General features: G+C 29.3%; 19 protein-coding genes. 17 read left to right on the top strand and 2 right to left on the bottom strand.

Annotated elements, in window-relative coordinates; translation table 11 throughout:
• The 3 genes from BT997_RS14630 to BT997_RS14620 form a co-directional block, all read left to right on the top strand.
• Window positions 1-307: isocitrate/isopropylmalate family dehydrogenase (locus BT997_RS14630; protein ID WP_258239500.1), on the top strand; the 307-nt coding region annotated here is incomplete at its 5' end.
• A 123-nt stretch (window positions 308-430) separates the two neighbouring features.
• Entirely contained in the window at window positions 431-1,360 is a 930-nt protein-coding gene (locus tag BT997_RS14625; protein WP_072682681.1) for an exopolyphosphatase, read from the top strand.
• A gap of 3 nt (window positions 1,361-1,363) precedes the next feature.
• A complete protein-coding gene (locus tag BT997_RS14620) occupies window positions 1,364-3,994 on the top strand; it encodes an ATP-binding protein (protein WP_072682680.1) in 2,631 nt (876 codons plus the stop codon).
• A 3-nt stretch (window positions 3,995-3,997) separates the two neighbouring features.
• On the opposite strand, the gene BT997_RS14615 is transcribed toward BT997_RS14620, so the two are convergent.
• Entirely contained in the window at window positions 3,998-4,360 is a 363-nt protein-coding gene (locus BT997_RS14615; protein WP_072682682.1) for an HIT family protein, read from the bottom strand.
• Window positions 4,347-5,384, bottom strand: coding sequence for an HD-GYP domain-containing protein (locus BT997_RS14610; protein ID WP_072682679.1), 1,038 nt, complete (start codon window positions 5,382-5,384; stop codon window positions 4,347-4,349). The genes BT997_RS14615 and BT997_RS14610 overlap by 14 nt, the downstream gene beginning before the upstream one ends.
• Window positions 5,385-5,776: 392 nt before the next feature.
• On the opposite strand from BT997_RS14610, the gene rpmJ reads away from it, so the two are divergent.
• From rpmJ to BT997_RS14540, 14 genes are all read left to right on the top strand, one after another.
• Complete coding sequence (rpmJ, locus tag BT997_RS14605) at window positions 5,777-5,890, top strand: 50S ribosomal protein L36 (protein WP_072682678.1); 114 nt, start codon at window positions 5,777-5,779, stop codon at window positions 5,888-5,890.
• A gap of 2 nt (window positions 5,891-5,892) precedes the next feature.
• Window positions 5,893-6,261, top strand: a complete 369-nt coding sequence (rpsM, locus tag BT997_RS14600; protein WP_072682677.1) for a 30S ribosomal protein S13 — start codon at window positions 5,893-5,895, stop codon at window positions 6,259-6,261.
• A 10-nt stretch (window positions 6,262-6,271) separates the two neighbouring features.
• Entirely contained in the window at window positions 6,272-6,664 is a 393-nt protein-coding gene (rpsK, locus tag BT997_RS14595; RefSeq protein WP_072682676.1) for a 30S ribosomal protein S11, read from the top strand.
• 9 nt (window positions 6,665-6,673) lie between these two features.
• Window positions 6,674-7,300: a 30S ribosomal protein S4 gene (gene rpsD / locus BT997_RS14590; protein WP_072682675.1), complete on the top strand. Its 627-nt coding sequence runs from the start codon at window positions 6,674-6,676 to the stop codon at window positions 7,298-7,300.
• A 15-nt stretch (window positions 7,301-7,315) separates the two neighbouring features.
• The gene (locus BT997_RS14585) at window positions 7,316-8,314 is read left to right on the top strand and encodes a DNA-directed RNA polymerase subunit alpha (RefSeq protein WP_072682674.1); all 999 of its coding nucleotides are present in this window, start codon (window positions 7,316-7,318) and stop codon (window positions 8,312-8,314) included.
• 14 nt (window positions 8,315-8,328) lie between these two features.
• Window positions 8,329-8,679 (top strand): 50S ribosomal protein L17, encoded by a 351-nt coding sequence (rplQ, locus tag BT997_RS14580; RefSeq protein WP_072682673.1) that lies wholly within the window; start codon window positions 8,329-8,331, stop codon window positions 8,677-8,679.
• A 176-nt stretch (window positions 8,680-8,855) separates the two neighbouring features.
• Window positions 8,856-10,217, top strand: a complete 1,362-nt coding sequence (gene gatA, locus BT997_RS14575; protein ID WP_072682672.1) for an Asp-tRNA(Asn)/Glu-tRNA(Gln) amidotransferase subunit GatA — start codon at window positions 8,856-8,858, stop codon at window positions 10,215-10,217.
• Window positions 10,218-10,233: 16 nt separating this feature from the next.
• Window positions 10,234-11,679 carry an IMP dehydrogenase gene (gene guaB, locus BT997_RS14570; protein WP_072682671.1) on the top strand — a complete coding sequence of 482 codons (1,446 nt, stop codon included), beginning with the start codon at window positions 10,234-10,236 and terminating at the stop codon, window positions 11,677-11,679.
• Window positions 11,680-11,932: 253 nt separating this feature from the next.
• Window positions 11,933-12,400 (top strand): hypothetical protein, encoded by a 468-nt coding sequence (locus BT997_RS14565; RefSeq protein WP_072682670.1) that lies wholly within the window; start codon window positions 11,933-11,935, stop codon window positions 12,398-12,400.
• Window positions 12,401-12,614: 214 nt separating this feature from the next.
• Window positions 12,615-12,944 carry a hypothetical protein gene (locus BT997_RS14560; RefSeq protein WP_072682669.1) on the top strand — a complete coding sequence of 110 codons (330 nt, stop codon included), beginning with the start codon at window positions 12,615-12,617 and terminating at the stop codon, window positions 12,942-12,944.
• A 14-nt stretch (window positions 12,945-12,958) separates the two neighbouring features.
• Window positions 12,959-13,306, top strand: coding sequence for an HTH domain-containing protein (locus tag BT997_RS14555; RefSeq protein WP_072682668.1), 348 nt, complete (start codon window positions 12,959-12,961; stop codon window positions 13,304-13,306).
• 186 nt (window positions 13,307-13,492) lie between these two features.
• Window positions 13,493-14,071 carry a pseudouridine synthase gene (locus BT997_RS14550; RefSeq protein WP_072682667.1) on the top strand — a complete coding sequence of 193 codons (579 nt, stop codon included), beginning with the start codon at window positions 13,493-13,495 and terminating at the stop codon, window positions 14,069-14,071.
• 78 nt (window positions 14,072-14,149) lie between these two features.
• Window positions 14,150-14,503, top strand: a complete 354-nt coding sequence (locus tag BT997_RS14545) for a hypothetical protein (protein WP_072682666.1) — start codon at window positions 14,150-14,152, stop codon at window positions 14,501-14,503.
• A 104-nt stretch (window positions 14,504-14,607) separates the two neighbouring features.
• Window positions 14,608-15,249, top strand: a complete 642-nt coding sequence (locus BT997_RS14540) for an adenylate kinase (RefSeq protein WP_072682665.1) — start codon at window positions 14,608-14,610, stop codon at window positions 15,247-15,249.
• Window positions 15,250-15,273 lie beyond the last annotated feature (24 nt).

Raw genomic sequence — 15,273 nt, 5'->3', positions numbered from 1 at the left:
AGGTTCAATAGGATTATTACCATCAGCTTCAACAGGAGATAAAACAGCAATCTATGAACCAATTCATGGTTCAGCTCCTGATATTGCTGGACAAGGAATAGCTAATCCTATTGCAACAATAGAATCTGCTGGTATGATGTTAAGATATTCACTTGGAGAATCTGAAGCTGCTGATAAGATTGATACAGCAATTAAGAAAGCTCTTAAAGATGGATATAGAACAAAAGATTTAGCAGCTTATGATGCTAAGGAAGTTGTTACTACTGCTGAAATGGGTGACATAATAGCAAATAATATTAATAAATAACTTTTAGAGACTCCCTTGGAGTCTCTATTCCCTTTACTACATAACCGAAATATTATTTTTATAATTATTCTTTTTAGATTATTTATGATAAAATCTATAGATATTTAAGTTTATGGAGAAATCATGTCCTTAAGAAAATATAGACTCATCACAAGAAGTGATATGGATGGTTTAGTATGTGCGACTTTATTGAAATATATTGGAGTTGTAGATGAAATAATTTTTGTTCATCCAAAAGATATGCAAGATGGTAAAATTCCTGTTACTTCCCGTGATATAACTACAAATCTTCCTTATGTAGAAGGTGTTCATTTATGTTTTGATCACCATTTTTCAGAAACGCTTAGAAATGTAAGTAGACCAAATCATATTATATACCCAGATGCACCAAGTGCAGCAGAAGTTGTATATCAATATTATGGTGGAGATGAAAAGTTCCCTGTTCATTTTAAAGATATAATGGCTGCATCAAATAAAGCGGATAGTGCTGCTTTTTCAAGAGAAGACATTTTAAATCCTAAAGGTTGGGATTTATTGAGTTTCTTGATGGATTCAAGAACTGGACTTGGAAGATTTAAAGATTTTAGTATTTCTAACTATCAGTTAATGATGGATCTAATTGATTATTGTGCAACACATACAATTGAAGAAATTTTAGAATTAAAAGATGTAAAAGAGAGAGTAGATTTATATTTTGAATATGAAAAAGAGTTTAGACAACAAACTAAACGGACATCAACTTTAAAAGATAACATTGTAATAATTGACCAAAGAGAAGAAGGGATTTTATATCCTGGCAATAGATTTCTAGTTTATGCTATTTATCCTAAAGTTAATGTATCTATACATATCTTATGGGGAAAAGATAAACAAAATATAGTTTACAGTGTTGGTAAGTCAATAATAAATAAAACATCAAATACAAATGTTGGAGAATTAATGCTTAAACATGGTGGTGGTGGACATAAAGCTGCTGGGGGTTGCCAACCTTTACTTGAAGATGCGGAAGAAGTTTTAGAAGATATTATAAAACAATTAAATGAAGATGGATAATAGATGAAAAGTTTAGATACCTTAGAAAAGATTTTAATACCTGTAATATTAACAGGTTTTGTATTTATCGTAAGTTTATATATTGGAATAGATGTATTTCTAGGTTCCCAAATGGATAATGATATGAAAAACTTTATGGTTTTTTATATGATGTTACTTTTAATAACCTTAGTTATCATAGCTGTTTTTGTTACAAATAGATTTGTTAAAATGCCAATGATTGAGCTTACAAGTTTTCTTGACAAAATAGAAAATGATCAGTATGAATCTTTTGATAAAAAATTTAGTAATAGTGATATTGATAATTTTGTAATTCAAGTTAATAAACTTATAAAATATTTAGGAAATAAAGATAAAAAAACAAATTCTCTGATTGATACATTAAAAGACTCTAATAAATCATTAGAAGAGTACCAAAAAGCAGTAGATGCCTCAGCAATTATTTCTAAGTTTGATAAAAATGGATTAATAACATATATAAATGATAAGTTTATTGAAATATCAGGTTATAAAGAAGATGAATTATTAGGCAAAGAGTATAATATTCTAAAACATAATGGAATGAATATAGAGTTTTTTGATAAATTATGGGAAAGAATTTCTAATAAAAATATCTGGAATGGAGAAATAAAGAATCAGAAAAAAGACAATCAAGAGTATCATATTTCTTCTATTATTGTTCCAATATTAGATTCAAATGATGATATTTTAGAGTATTTATCTTTTAGTGTTGATATTACTGAACATATACATTCTTTACAACAAGCAAGAGAAGCTGAGGCTTCAAAATCAATATTTTTAGCAACTATGTCTCATGAAATAAGAACACCACTAAATGGAATTTTAGGGTTTGCTAAATTACTAGAAACAGGTGATATTCCTAAAAAAGAGAAAGGTTATGTAGATATTATTAATAGTAGTGCAAAATCACTTTTAGGTATTATCAATGATATCTTGGATATTTCAAAAATTGAGAGTGGAAAATTTGAACTTGAAAGAAGAAGGTTTAATCCTTTTAAAGAGTTTGAACCAGCTATTGAACTTTTTGTTGCAAAAGCAAGTGAAAAAGATATTGATATTCTTTTTTATATAGATCCAAAACTTCCAAGTGCAATTATTGGTGATCCTCTTAAAATAAAACAAGTATTGTCAAATTTAATTGGAAATGCAATTAAATTTACACCAAAAAATGGAGATATTGCAATTAGAATTGAATTAGTGCATAAATCTGATTCAAAAGTAATGGTAGTATTTAGTATAAAAGATTCAGGTATTGGAATACCAGATGAAAAACAAAAAACTATTTTTGATCCATTTTCACAAGCAGATTCAAGTGTAACTAGACAGTTTGGAGGAACAGGATTAGGATTAAGTATTAGCTCAAATATTATTTCACTTATGGGTTCTAAAATTGAATTAGATAGTAAAGAAGATTATGGAAGTGAATTTTATTTCGAACTTGATTTAGAGTATGAAAAAACTAAAAACTTATATCCTCAAATTGATACAAGTTCAAAAATTGCAATTTTCTGTTATGAGTATGATTGTACTTCTCAACTAGGAATAGTAAAAAAATATTTAACAAATTATAGTGAACCAGAAGTTACTGACCATCCAGAGCAATTAAATGAGTACTCTTTAGCTATAGGTAGATATGAAGATTTAATAAAACTTGATTTAGAAAAAATTGATATACCATTGATTTATATATGTGATTATGAAGAAAAAATAATTGATTCAAGTAAAGAACATAGAGTAATAAAATCACCTATAAATCAATCAAAATTATATGATGCAATTGTTGATATTTTAAACCCTGGATTAGAAGAGGATTTAGAAGTAGATTTTGAAGCTATAGAACATTCAAATGTCATTTGTTTAATTGCAGAAGATAATCCTGTAAATCAGCATCTTATGGAAGCTATGCTTGCTCAAAAAGGTATTAAATCAAAAATTGCAGAAAATGGACAAATAGCATTAGATGAAATTAAATCAGGTGCTATTTATGATATTATTTTTATGGATATAAATATGCCTGTTATGAATGGAGTTGAAGCTACTCATGCAATAATTGATTATGAAGAAGAAAATAATATAAATCATACTCCCATAGTTGCCCTTACTGCAAATGCAGTTGCTGGGGATAAAGAGAAATTTATGTCAGAAGGTATGGATGATTATATACCAAAGCCTTTTGAAGAGTATATGTTAGATGCAGTTTTAAATAAATATATAAAAATTAAAAATGAATCTGAAGAAAAGAAAGAAGAAGTAGTTGAAGAAGAGGTTTCAGAAGATGATGAGTTTGTATATTCTATAGAAGATACAGCTAAATCATTAGGTTTAGGATTACCAATTTTTAAAACTATTTTAAAAACTTTCATCTCTTCAATAGATAAAGATTTAGATACTTTAAAAGTATGTATTGATGAGAATGATTTAGATAAGATAAAAGGTGCTGCACATAAGATAAAAGGAGCGGCAGGTAACTTAAAAATAAACAATGTATTTGAAGTTACAAAAGATATTGAGCTTAGTGCAAAAGAAAATTTTGAAATTGATTATATAAAGAAATATAAAAAACTAGAAAAGTATATAAAAGAAATTAAAACAATTTATGAAGAGCAGTCTTAGGACTTACTTTTCAAATTTTTTAATAAGAGTTTTACAAAAGTTATCAAAAGAGGGTAAGTCTAATTTACCTTCTCTTTGTTTTTTACCCCACATAGGTTCTGGAAAGTATGAATCTTCTTTAAATCTAGCCATTATATGAAAATGTACATGAGGAACATAATTTCCAAAAGAAGCAATATTTATTTTCTCAGGATTGTAATATTTAATCATCTCTTTTTCAATAATATCTAGAGTTTTAAAAATTTCATTTTTTATTTCATTTGGACATTCAGATAATTCTTTAAATTTTTCATTTGTGAAAATCATAAACCATGGAATTTCACTTTCTTCTATTTTTATATTGATATATTTATTATTGAAATTCATCATATATTGTCTTTACTTCATCAATATTCTCAATAAATAAGTCAACAAGTTTTGGATCAAAATGTTTTCCTTTTTCATTCATTAACAACAGTAAAGCATCTTGTATACTCCAAGAGTTTTTATATGGACGTTTAGAAGTTAAGGCATCAAAAACATCAGAGATTGCTACAATTCTAGCTCCAATTGGAATATCTTCTCCTTTTGTACCATTTGGATATCCTGAACCATCATATTTTTCATGATGATTTAAAGCAATAATTCCACCTTCTATTAAATAGGCACTTTGCGTATCTCTTAGTATCTCATTTCCAATATTCACATGTTTTTTCATAATTGTAAATTCATCTTCAGTTAACCGGCCTTCTTTTAAAAGAATACCATCTGGAATACCAACTTTTCCTATATCATGAAATGGTGATGCATAAAATATTATATCTTGTTTACTCTCATCTAATCCATAGTGTTTAGCTAAAAGTTTTGAATAGTGTGCAACTCTAACAGTATGGTTCGCCGTTTCAGCATCTTTATATTCTGCTGCACGTCCTAAGACCATAAGTGATTCATGTTCTCTTTTTTGAATTTCGGCAGTTGCTTTTTTTACTTCATCTTCTAATAATAATGCTCTATCTTTTAGTTTAAGTTGAGCTCTTCTTAATGCTAATAGGTTAAGACTTCTTGCTTTGAATTCTGTAATTTCTATAGGTTTTGTTAAAAAGTCCGTTGCACCGACTTCTAGTGCATTTAATTTTAATTCTTGATCATCTCCCACTGCTGTAATAACAACAACAGGAATTTCTTCATGTACTTCTCTAAATCTTTTGATTAATTCGATACCATCAATTTCTGGCATCATATAATCAGTATATAATATATCAATATCATTTTTTAAAATATAATCTAACCCTTCAACTGGGTTTTCAAATGTTTTGATATTTAAATTAAATTCCATTCCATAAGCTTGAACAAGCATTAAATTAACTGGTTCGTCGTCAATATAAACCGCTTTTAAATTTTCAAGTTCCATAAATGTAATACCTTTGTAATAATCTATAATTTGAATTGTTATTATTATAGCTAAATTTTAAAAAAGTAATCTTATTTATTCATTTTAATTTCTATAAGTAAACAATTTCTTTATTAAACAATATTTAAGCAAAAATTAATTATAATCCGTTTCCATTTTTCCAACCATCAAAGAAGTTTTTATAAAATGTTTTGTGTTTTATAAAAAGTTGGTAAGAGGCAGAAAGATAAAGAAACAAAGTTTAAATGTTATTTGAACTTGTTTTCAGAGATTTTTATAGCTAAAGCTATATAAAAAATCTCCGCTAGGCTAAAAACGTGAAGCAGTTCACGTTTTATATACGCCTCTTGCCTGTTGGATTGTGGTAATAAACACAAAAAGAGGACAGACTTATGAAAGTAAGAGCTTCAGTAAAGAAGATGTGTGACAAATGTAAAATTGTCAAAAGAAGAGGTGTCGTGAGAGTGATTTGCGAAACTAAAAAACACAAACAAAGACAAGGATAATCATGGCAAGAATTGCAGGTGTTGATTTACCAAATAAAAAAAGAATGGAATATGCGTTAACGTATATTTTTGGAATTGGTTTACATAACTCTAGATTAATCTTAGATGCTGTTGGAATTGATAGAAACAAAAGAGCACACGAGTTAACAGAAGAAGAAGCAGCGGCTATTAGACAAGAAATCCAAAAAAACTACATGGTTGAGGGTGACTTAAGAAAAAAAGTAGCTATGGATATTAAATCTTTAATGGACCTAGGTTCTTACAGAGGTTTAAGACACAGAAAAGGTTTACCTTGTAGAGGGCAAAAGACTAAAACTAATGCTCGAACTAGAAAAGGTAAAAAGAAAACTGTTGGCGCAGCGGCTAAGTAAGGATATTTAGATGGCAAAAAGAAAAGTAACTAGAAAAAAAGTTGTAAAAAAGAATATTGCTGACGGTATCGTTCATATTGCGGCAACATTTAATAACACAATGGTAACTGTAACTGATAGCGCTGGTAATGCAATTGCATGGTCAAGTGCTGGTAACTTAGGTTTCAAAGGAAGTAAAAAATCTACTCCTTTTGCTGCACAAGCTGCTGTTGAAGATGCTGTGCAAAAAGCAATGGAACATGGTATTAAAAACGTTGGAATCAAAATCCAAGGTCCAGGTTCAGGTAGAGATACAGCAGTTAAATCTGTTGGAGCTATAGAAGGTATTTCTGTTAAGTGGTTTAAAGATGTAACTCCATTACCACATAATGGTTGTAGACCTCCTAAAAGAAGAAGAGTGTAAGGAGCAGTTATGGCAAGATATAGAGGACCAGTAGAAAAAATCGAGAGAAGACTTGATGCAGACCTTGGATTAAAAGGTGAAAGAAGACTTAACGGAAAATCTGCTTTAGAAAAAAGACCATTTGCTCCAGGACAACACGGACAAAGAAGAACTAAAATTTCTGAGTATGGATTACAATTAAGAGAAAAGCAAAAAGCTAAGTTTATGTATGGTGTTTCTGAAAAACAATTCAGAAAATACTTCAAAAAAGCTGCAGCTGCTGATGGTAATACAGGATCTAACTTAATTACATCAATTGAGCAAAGATTAGATAACGTTGTTTATAGAATGGGATTTGCTTCAACTAGAGCAAATGCAAGACAATTTACAACACATGGACATGTTTTAGTAGATGGTAAGAAAGTAGATATTCCTTCTTACGTTGTTAGACCAGGTCAAAAAATTGAAATTAAAGAAAAATCTAAAACTAACCCTCAAGTTGTAAGAGCTTTAGAATTAACTAACCAAACTGGTATGGTTGAATGGGTTGACGTAGATAAAGATAAAGTATTCGGAATTTTTACAAGAATCCCAACTAGAGAAGAAGTTGTTATTCCTGTTGAAGAAAGATTAATCGTAGAGTTATATTCTAAATAATAAGTAAGGTAGGCTATGAAAAAATTTGCAGATACACCGTTTTTACCAACAGAAGTTGAGATTGAAGCTATCAGTGATAATGAAGCTAAAATATCAGCATATCCATTCGAAAGTGGTTTCGCAATAACTTTAGCACACCCTTTAAGAAGACTTCTATTAAGTTCTTCAGTTGGTTACGCACCAATTGCAGTGAAAATAGAAGGTGCTTCGCATGAGTTCGACTCATTAAGAGGAATGCTTGAAGATATAGCTATTTTTATTATTAATCTTAAAAATATTAAGTTTAAAATTAATGGTGATGAAGACCAAGTAGTTGTAGAATACTCTTTTGATGGACCAAAAGAGATTAAAGGTGAAGACTTAATCAACTCTGATGTTGAAGTAGTTTCTCCGGATGTACATTTAGCAACTATTAATTCAGACTGTAACTTAACATTCTCAGTTATTATCCAAAGAGGAATTGGTTACATGCCTTCTGAAGATATTAGAGAAATGGTTGACACAGACTATATTCCATTAGATGCTTTCTTTACTCCAGTAAAAAAAGTGGTATATGATATTGAAAAAATGTTAGTTGAAGATAACCCTAACTTTGAAAAAGCTGTATTTAACGTACAAACAAATGGACAAATTACTCCAATTACTGCATTTAAAGAAGCAGTATCTGTTATGTACTCTCAAATGTCAGTGTTTAACAAAGTATTTGATTTATCAGAGGTAACAGTTAGTGATTCAGGTGAAGAGCCAGTTGAACTAAAAGATTTAATTGTAAAAATCGATGACTTAAACTTAAGTGCTAGAAGTTTTAACTCTTTAGATAGAGCTGGACTTAAATTCCTTGGTGAATTAGTACTTATGAGTGAAGTAGAAGTAAAAAATATTAAAAATTTAGGAAAAAAATCTTTTGATGAAATCCAAGAGAAATTAGAATCTTTAGGTTTCCCAATTGAAAATACACTTCCAGAAAATGTTGCATCAGCTTTAAGAAGAAAGCTAGAGCAACTTAAAGCATAATTTAAGGGTTTGATATGAGACATAAGCACGGATATAGAAGGTTAAATAGAACTTCATCTCACAGAAAAGCATTGTTAAAAAACATGGCAATTGCAATTATTACTAGAGAGAAGATTGAAACAACTGTTCCAAAAGCAAAAGAGTTAAGAAGATATATTGAAAGATTAGTAACAACTGCAAGAAACGCAGATTTAAATACACATAGATTAGTATTTGCTGCTTTACAAGATAAAGAAGCTACTAAAAAACTTATCAATGAAATTGCACCAAAATATGAAGATAGAAATGGTGGATATACTTCAATTGTAAAAACTAGAATTAGAAGAGGGGATGCTACACCAATGGCATTCATTTCATTCGTATAATTAATTAGTTTAATTTTTTATAAAGGGTTAGAAGATCTTCTTCTAACCCTTTTTTTTACTCAATTTTATTTGAAAATATTATTATTTTTATAATCAAAAATTATTTACCAGATTTTAATCATTTTTTATATATAATGGCGCGATATACTATATAAAGTAAATTCTAGGAGAGCCATTTGATAACTCTAAAAGAAGCACTAAAACTAAATAGTGACGATATCAAAAAACTAAGAGAAAATCTAGCTTTAAAAATCAAAGAAAATGATACTGGTGCATATGTTGAACAGCTAACAAATAGTGATGTTACAACGTCTGGAGAAGGTATTCCAATCGCAATCAAAGATATTATAAATGTTAAAGAATGGAATATTACTTGCTGTAGTAATATTTTAAAAGGCTATGTAAGTCCTTATGATGCTACAGTTATTAAAAATTTAAGAGAAAATGGATTAAGTCCCTTTGGTCGGGCAAACATGGATGAGTTTGCAATGGGAAGTTCAACAGATACTTCTTGTTATGGAAAGACATTAAATCCTCATAATCCAAATAAAACTGCAGGTGGAAGTTCTGGTGGTAGTGCTGCTGCAGTTGCTGCTGGTATTGCAGTTGCTGCTTTAGGAACGGATACTGGTGGTTCAGTTAGACAACCTGCTGCATATTGTGGTGTAGTTGGTATGAAACCAACTTATGGGAGAGTTTCTAGATATGGTATTACTGCTTATTCGTCATCTTTAGACCAATGTGGACCAATTACACAAAATGTTGAAGATGCAGCAATTTTATATGATATTATTTCTGGCCATGATTCAATGGATTCTACTTCTGCAAATGTAAATTATGAAGCAGTAGCTCCAAAACTAAACTCAGAAAAAAAATTAAAAATAGCAGTTATTGATAATTTTGTAGAGCAAGCAAGTCCTGCAATCAAAGCTGCATTTGAAAAAGCAGTAAAAGCATATGAAGATGCTGGACATGAAATTGTTCACAAAAATATGCTTGACACTGATAAAATTCTTTCATCTTATTATATCGTTGCAACAGCAGAAGCATCTGCAAATCTTTCAAGATTTGATGGTGTAAGATATGGAAATAGAAAAGGTGAGAGTGGATTAAAAGATATGTATATCCAAACTAAATCACAAGGATTTGGTGATGAAGTACAAAAAAGAATCATGCTAGGTTCTTTTGTATTAAGTTCTGGGTACTATGATGCATATTATATTAAAGCTCAAAAAGTAAGACATCTAATTAAAGATGAATATGAAGCAATTTTTAAAGATGCGGATTTAATTCTTTCTCCAGTTGCTCCAACCACAGCTCCTGAGTTTGGAAGCTTTAAAACTTCACTCGAAATGTACCTAAGTGATATTTACACAATTTCAGTAAACTTAGCTGGTTTGCCAGCTATTTCACTTCCTATTGATAAGGATGAAGATGGTATGCCAATAGGATTACAACTTATAGGTCGTGCTTATGATGAGCAAACGATGTTTGATGGTGCGTTAGCATTAGAAAAAGCTGTTAACTACAGTAAATAATTGAAAGGAATATTATATGAGAATTAGAAAAAGAGCCCTAACATTTGAAGATGTTTTATTAGTACCTGCAAAATCAGAGATTTTGCCAAAAGAAGTGTCTTTACAAACAAAATTAACAAAAAATATTACACTAAATATTCCATTTGTTTCTGCTGCGATGGATACTGTAACAGAATATGAAGCTGCAATTGCAATGGCAAGACTTGGTGGAATTGGAATTATTCATAAAAATATGGATATTGATACACAAGCTTTACAGGTAAAAAAAGTAAAAAAATCTGAATCAGGTATGATTATCGATCCAATTACAATTAAAATGGATCAAACTCTTCAAGATGCTGAAGATATTATGGCTTCATACAAAATCTCTGGAGTTCCAGTAGTAGATGATAATAAAGTTTTATTAGGAATTGTTACAAACAGAGATATGAGATTTACTAAAGACTTCTCTAAAAAAGTTAGTGAAAAGATGACAATGATGCCATTAATCACTGCAAAAGAAGGTACAACATTAGATGAAGCTGCTGATGTTATGCATGCAAATAAAATTGAAAAGCTACCAATTGTTGATGATAATAACAAACTTATTGGTCTTATTACAATCAAAGATATTAATAAAAAAAGAGAATACCCAAATGCTTCAAAAGATGAGTTAGGAAGACTAATCGTTGGTGCTGCAATTGGTGTAGGACAATTAGATAGAGCAGAAGCATTAGTAGAAGCTGGTGTTGACGTTTTAGTATTAGATTCAGCTCATGGACACTCTAAGGGTATTTTAGATTCAGTTGCTGATATCAAGTCAAAACTTGATGTAGATATTATTGCTGGAAATGTTGCAACTTCTGAAGGAACAAAAGCACTTATAGAAGCTGGAGCTGATTGTGTAAAAGTTGGAATTGGACCTGGTTCAATTTGTACAACAAGAATTGTAGCAGGTGTTGGTGTTCCACAAATTTCTGCTATTGATGAGTGTGCAGAAGAGGGTGCTAAACATGGTATTCCAGTTATCGCTGATGGTGGTATCAAATACTCTGGTGATGTTGCAAAAGCATTAGCAGTTGGTGCAAGTTCTGTTATGATGGGTTCTGCACTAGCAGGTACTGATGAATCTCCAGGTGAATTAATTTTATTCCAAGGAAGAAAATTTAAATCATACAGAGGAATGGGTTCTATTGGAGCTATGACAAAAGGAAGTACTGATAGATACTTCCAAGAAGGAACAGCAGCTGACAAGCTAGTACCAGAAGGTATTGAAGGTAGAGTTGCCTATAGAGGTTCTATCGCTGATATTATTCATCAAATGACAGGTGGATTAAGATCATCTATGGGATACCTTGGTTCTGGAACTATTACAATATTCCAAGAAACTGCAGAGTTTGTTGAGATTACAAGTGCAGGACTTAAAGAGTCTCACGTGCATGATGTAACAATTACAAACGAAGCTCCAAATTATCATGTTTAAAAGATGATGTTTTAATTATTATTTTTTAAATTTGTTTTGGGTTGAAGATTGATTTTTTATTTTCATGTACTATGTGTATGCTCTGAGAAAAAATTAATCTTTGCCTTGACAAACTTCAAAATCTAATGTTCATAACATCACTTTTTATATTTTTATAATAAATTTCAATATTTCTTTTATATTTCTATTTTGTGACAGAAATTGTGACATTAATATTATAAAATATAATATATTATTAGAAAAGGAAAGTATAGTGAAAAAAATAATATTTCTTGTATTACTTTTAGTGTTAAACTTAGTTGCTGATGATAGTCAACTTGCAAAAGATGCTATATCGTATTCAAAATGGATGGCTAAGGCATTAAATGACTCAGGATATAAAGCTGATTTTTCAATAGAAAGTTTGAATGAAATCGATAGGTTTTTTGATGAGAACACAAAAAAAGGGATTCCTACAAAGGATGGTTTTTTATCTAAGGATTTGGGAAGTAGATTATTTGGATTGGGTTCTTATGTAGGGGAAGTCATTCGTAGAAAAATTGAAGGTGAGTGGATAGGTAATGATGACGATCCCAAAGGTGAAATAAATATTAAGATTAGGACAAAAAATAATATTGTTTTTTGGCCTATTCAGAGAATTATGAAACGTTTAAAAAATGGAAAAGAGGATAATATTTATTCTTATGCTAATAGACTTATTGAATATGATTATAAAAAATAGAATTTCTAACTCATTTCCAAGCTTTAGCTTGGGAATAGATATTAAAATATTATATTTTTTGAATGAAAGTAATAAGTAAATTTAATTTAATTTATCATCTTTTAAAATTTTTAAAACCTTTTTATCTGTTATATTTTTAATCATCACTCTTTTATTCTTGTATACTTCCATAAATAAAATTGAGGTTATCACAATCAAAAAGAAGGAAAAAACTGTGAATGGAAATATTGAAGTTACATATAAAGTAGTTACTCAAAAGGATTTAAATCTATCTATTAAGTTAGAAGAACTTTTAAAGAATGAAAAAATAGTTAAAGCTATTAAAAATGAATTTGCAAAAGGGTATCGTAATATTGATATTAAGATTGATTCTGAACTAAATGATTCTTTTAAACTTGAAACAATCAAAGAACATTATTCATTTACTGTTTTAAAAGATGATTTTGCTGATATTATTACATTGGTTGAAGAAGATGCTACAAATAGAAAACTACTTAAGAAAGATTGTTTTGTTGAGCTTGTAGACATCAAAACAGTGGATTAATCCTAATATATATCATGAAAATCTCTTATCATCGTAGACGTAAAATTAAAACTAGAAGAATAGCTTTACGAGATTTGATTTTACGAGGTATTGAAGAACCTAAAGATTTAGCAAAAGAGTTAAACGTTACAGAACCTACTATAAAAAGAGATTTAGAAGCACTTAAAACTATGAGTGAAGAAGATTTTACTTTTCAGACTAGACAAACATCTCAAGAGATACTTGATAAGAAAGATACTATTTTAAGTATGTTAGATAATGAAGAATATTACACCGAAAATGGTGATATAAATATATCAAAGATAACAAGTGAACTTAAAACAAGCAGATCAATAATTATGTCTGTTTTAAATGGAGAATAATCACAAGATATAACACTTAATCATACTCATCTATTATTCTGATAGAATGTATAGCGAATAAATATTATAAATTGACATTTACAATAGTAATTTTTTCTTACCTTTACACTATTCATTTATTTTAAAATAAGAGAATCTCACAATTATATTTAATAATCCTTTCCAATATATCAAGGAATACTTTAGATGAATAGTACAACAAATGACTCTATAAAACTAATAGCCCTAAATAAACCTAAAGGCTATATAGTCACGCGTTCTGATGAACTTGGAAGAAAAACTGTTTATGACTTATTACCTGATTGGTTTTTTGATGATGAGTGGATGCCTATAGGTCGTCTTGATTTGGAATCTAAAGGGCTTTTGTTATTTACTCGTGATGGAAAAGTAGGAAATGCTTTGACCAAACCTGGTGGTTGCATTAAAGTATATGAAATCTGGGTTAGGGGTTATGTAACAGATGAACATATTAAAATAGCTATGAAAGGTGTGGAGAGTAAATTTGGTTTACTAAAAGCATTAAGTGTAGAAAAAATGGGTATGGGTGGAGCGAAAACAAAACTTATAGTAAAAATAAATGAAGGGAAAAATCGACATATTAGACGTCTTTTTGGAGCATTAAAAGACCCAAAATTTGGAACACCTTTAAAGGTTGTAACTTTAAAACGAATTAGTATAGGTGATTTTCATCTTGATATTGAAAGTGGTAAGTGGCGTTATCTTTCATTGGATGAAGAGAAAAATTTAATGAAAGATTTTACATAAAAGCTTGAAAATCTATTTCAACTTTATTGTATATATTAAAAAAATTCAGTAAACTATTTTAAACTATTAGGAAAATAAATGTTAAAAAAAATACATAAAGAGATTGAAGACTTTACAAGTAATATTAAAGAAGTAAAAGAGTGTGATGAACTTTTAAACTATATGAATAGTAATATATCTTCAAGTATAAAACTTCTTATGTCTGTCTCTAAAACTTTTTCTTTGTATGGTAGGATTATGTTGTTTTTTATTATATCTTTAACTGGTTTACTTGCCTTGTCTAGTTTTGGAATGCTTGCTTTAAATACCGGCTTATTATTAATAACATTAATTTTATTTTTTTTGATATTAACATATATTATTCATTGTAAAAATTTTCTTACATTGAGTATTAATAATGTAAAAAGTTCTATAGAAAAAACTGAAGAATAAGAATTAATACTATATAAATCTATTGTAAATACCTTCATATTATCTGCTCTTAACGACTTTTTTTATATAATCACACGAAAGAAAAGTAAGTAAGGAAGTCTAATATGAATTTAATGGTATTTGGTGCACCTGGTGCAGGAAAAGGTACACAGGCTAAGTTTTTAATTGAAAAATATGATATCCCTCAAATTTCTACAGGTGATATTTTAAGAGCTGCAATAGCAGAAAAAACTGATATGGGTATGGAAGCTAAAAATTATATGGATGCAGGTAAGTTAGTTCCTGATTCAACTATTATTGGTATTATCAAAGATAGATTGGCTGAAGATGATTGTAAAAAAGGGTTTATCCTTGATGGTTTTCCTAGAACTTTAGCCCAAGCAGAAGCTTTAAAAGAGTTAATGGCTAACATGAATATATCTTTAGATAAAGTTATTTCATTAAATGTTCCAGATGAATTGATTGTTGGAAGAATCACAGGTAGAAGAGTTTGTTCTTCATGTGGAGCATCTTTCCATGTAGATTTTAATCCTTCAAAAGTTGAAGATGTGTGTGATTACTGTAATTCAGAACTAATTATTAGAAAAGATGATAATGCTGAAACAGTAAAAAGTAGATTAGGTGCATACCATGAGCAAACAGCTCCATTAATTGCATTTTATACTAATATGGGTGTTATGGTAGAACTTGATGGAACTAAAGATGTTAGTGAAGTAACTGCTGATATGTTTGCCTCTCTTAACTAATAATATAGAATAAAAAATATATAT

The sequence above is a fragment of the Arcobacter sp. LA11 genome, from assembly GCF_001895145.1.
Lineage (GTDB): Bacteria > Campylobacterota > Campylobacteria > Campylobacterales > Arcobacteraceae > Halarcobacter.
This window is presented reverse-complemented; position numbering and strand designations above follow the sequence as displayed.

Excerpts from the sequence above, each read along its gene's own strand:
- BT997_RS14625 (WP_072682681.1), top strand. The coding sequence starts at position 431 with ATGTCCTTAAGAAAATATAGACTCATCACAAGAAGTGATATGGATGGT.
- BT997_RS14620 (WP_072682680.1), top strand. The coding sequence starts at position 1,364 with ATGAAAAGTTTAGATACCTTAGAAAAGATTTTAATACCTGTAATATTA.
- BT997_RS14615 (WP_072682682.1), bottom strand. The coding sequence starts at position 4,360 with ATGAATTTCAATAATAAATATATCAATATAAAAATAGAAGAAAGTGAA.
- BT997_RS14610 (WP_072682679.1), bottom strand. The coding sequence starts at position 5,384 with ATGGAACTTGAAAATTTAAAAGCGGTTTATATTGACGACGAACCAGTT.
- rpmJ (WP_072682678.1), top strand. The coding sequence starts at position 5,777 with ATGAAAGTAAGAGCTTCAGTAAAGAAGATGTGTGACAAATGTAAAATT.
- rpsM (WP_072682677.1), top strand. The coding sequence starts at position 5,893 with ATGGCAAGAATTGCAGGTGTTGATTTACCAAATAAAAAAAGAATGGAA.
- rpsK (WP_072682676.1), top strand. The coding sequence starts at position 6,272 with ATGGCAAAAAGAAAAGTAACTAGAAAAAAAGTTGTAAAAAAGAATATT.
- rpsD (WP_072682675.1), top strand. The coding sequence starts at position 6,674 with ATGGCAAGATATAGAGGACCAGTAGAAAAAATCGAGAGAAGACTTGAT.
- BT997_RS14585 (WP_072682674.1), top strand. The coding sequence starts at position 7,316 with ATGAAAAAATTTGCAGATACACCGTTTTTACCAACAGAAGTTGAGATT.
- rplQ (WP_072682673.1), top strand. The coding sequence starts at position 8,329 with ATGAGACATAAGCACGGATATAGAAGGTTAAATAGAACTTCATCTCAC.
- guaB (WP_072682671.1), top strand. The coding sequence starts at position 10,234 with ATGAGAATTAGAAAAAGAGCCCTAACATTTGAAGATGTTTTATTAGTA.
- BT997_RS14555 (WP_072682668.1), top strand. The coding sequence starts at position 12,959 with ATGAAAATCTCTTATCATCGTAGACGTAAAATTAAAACTAGAAGAATA.
- BT997_RS14550 (WP_072682667.1), top strand. The coding sequence starts at position 13,493 with ATGAATAGTACAACAAATGACTCTATAAAACTAATAGCCCTAAATAAA.
- BT997_RS14545 (WP_072682666.1), top strand. The coding sequence starts at position 14,150 with ATGTTAAAAAAAATACATAAAGAGATTGAAGACTTTACAAGTAATATT.
- BT997_RS14540 (WP_072682665.1), top strand. The coding sequence starts at position 14,608 with ATGAATTTAATGGTATTTGGTGCACCTGGTGCAGGAAAAGGTACACAG.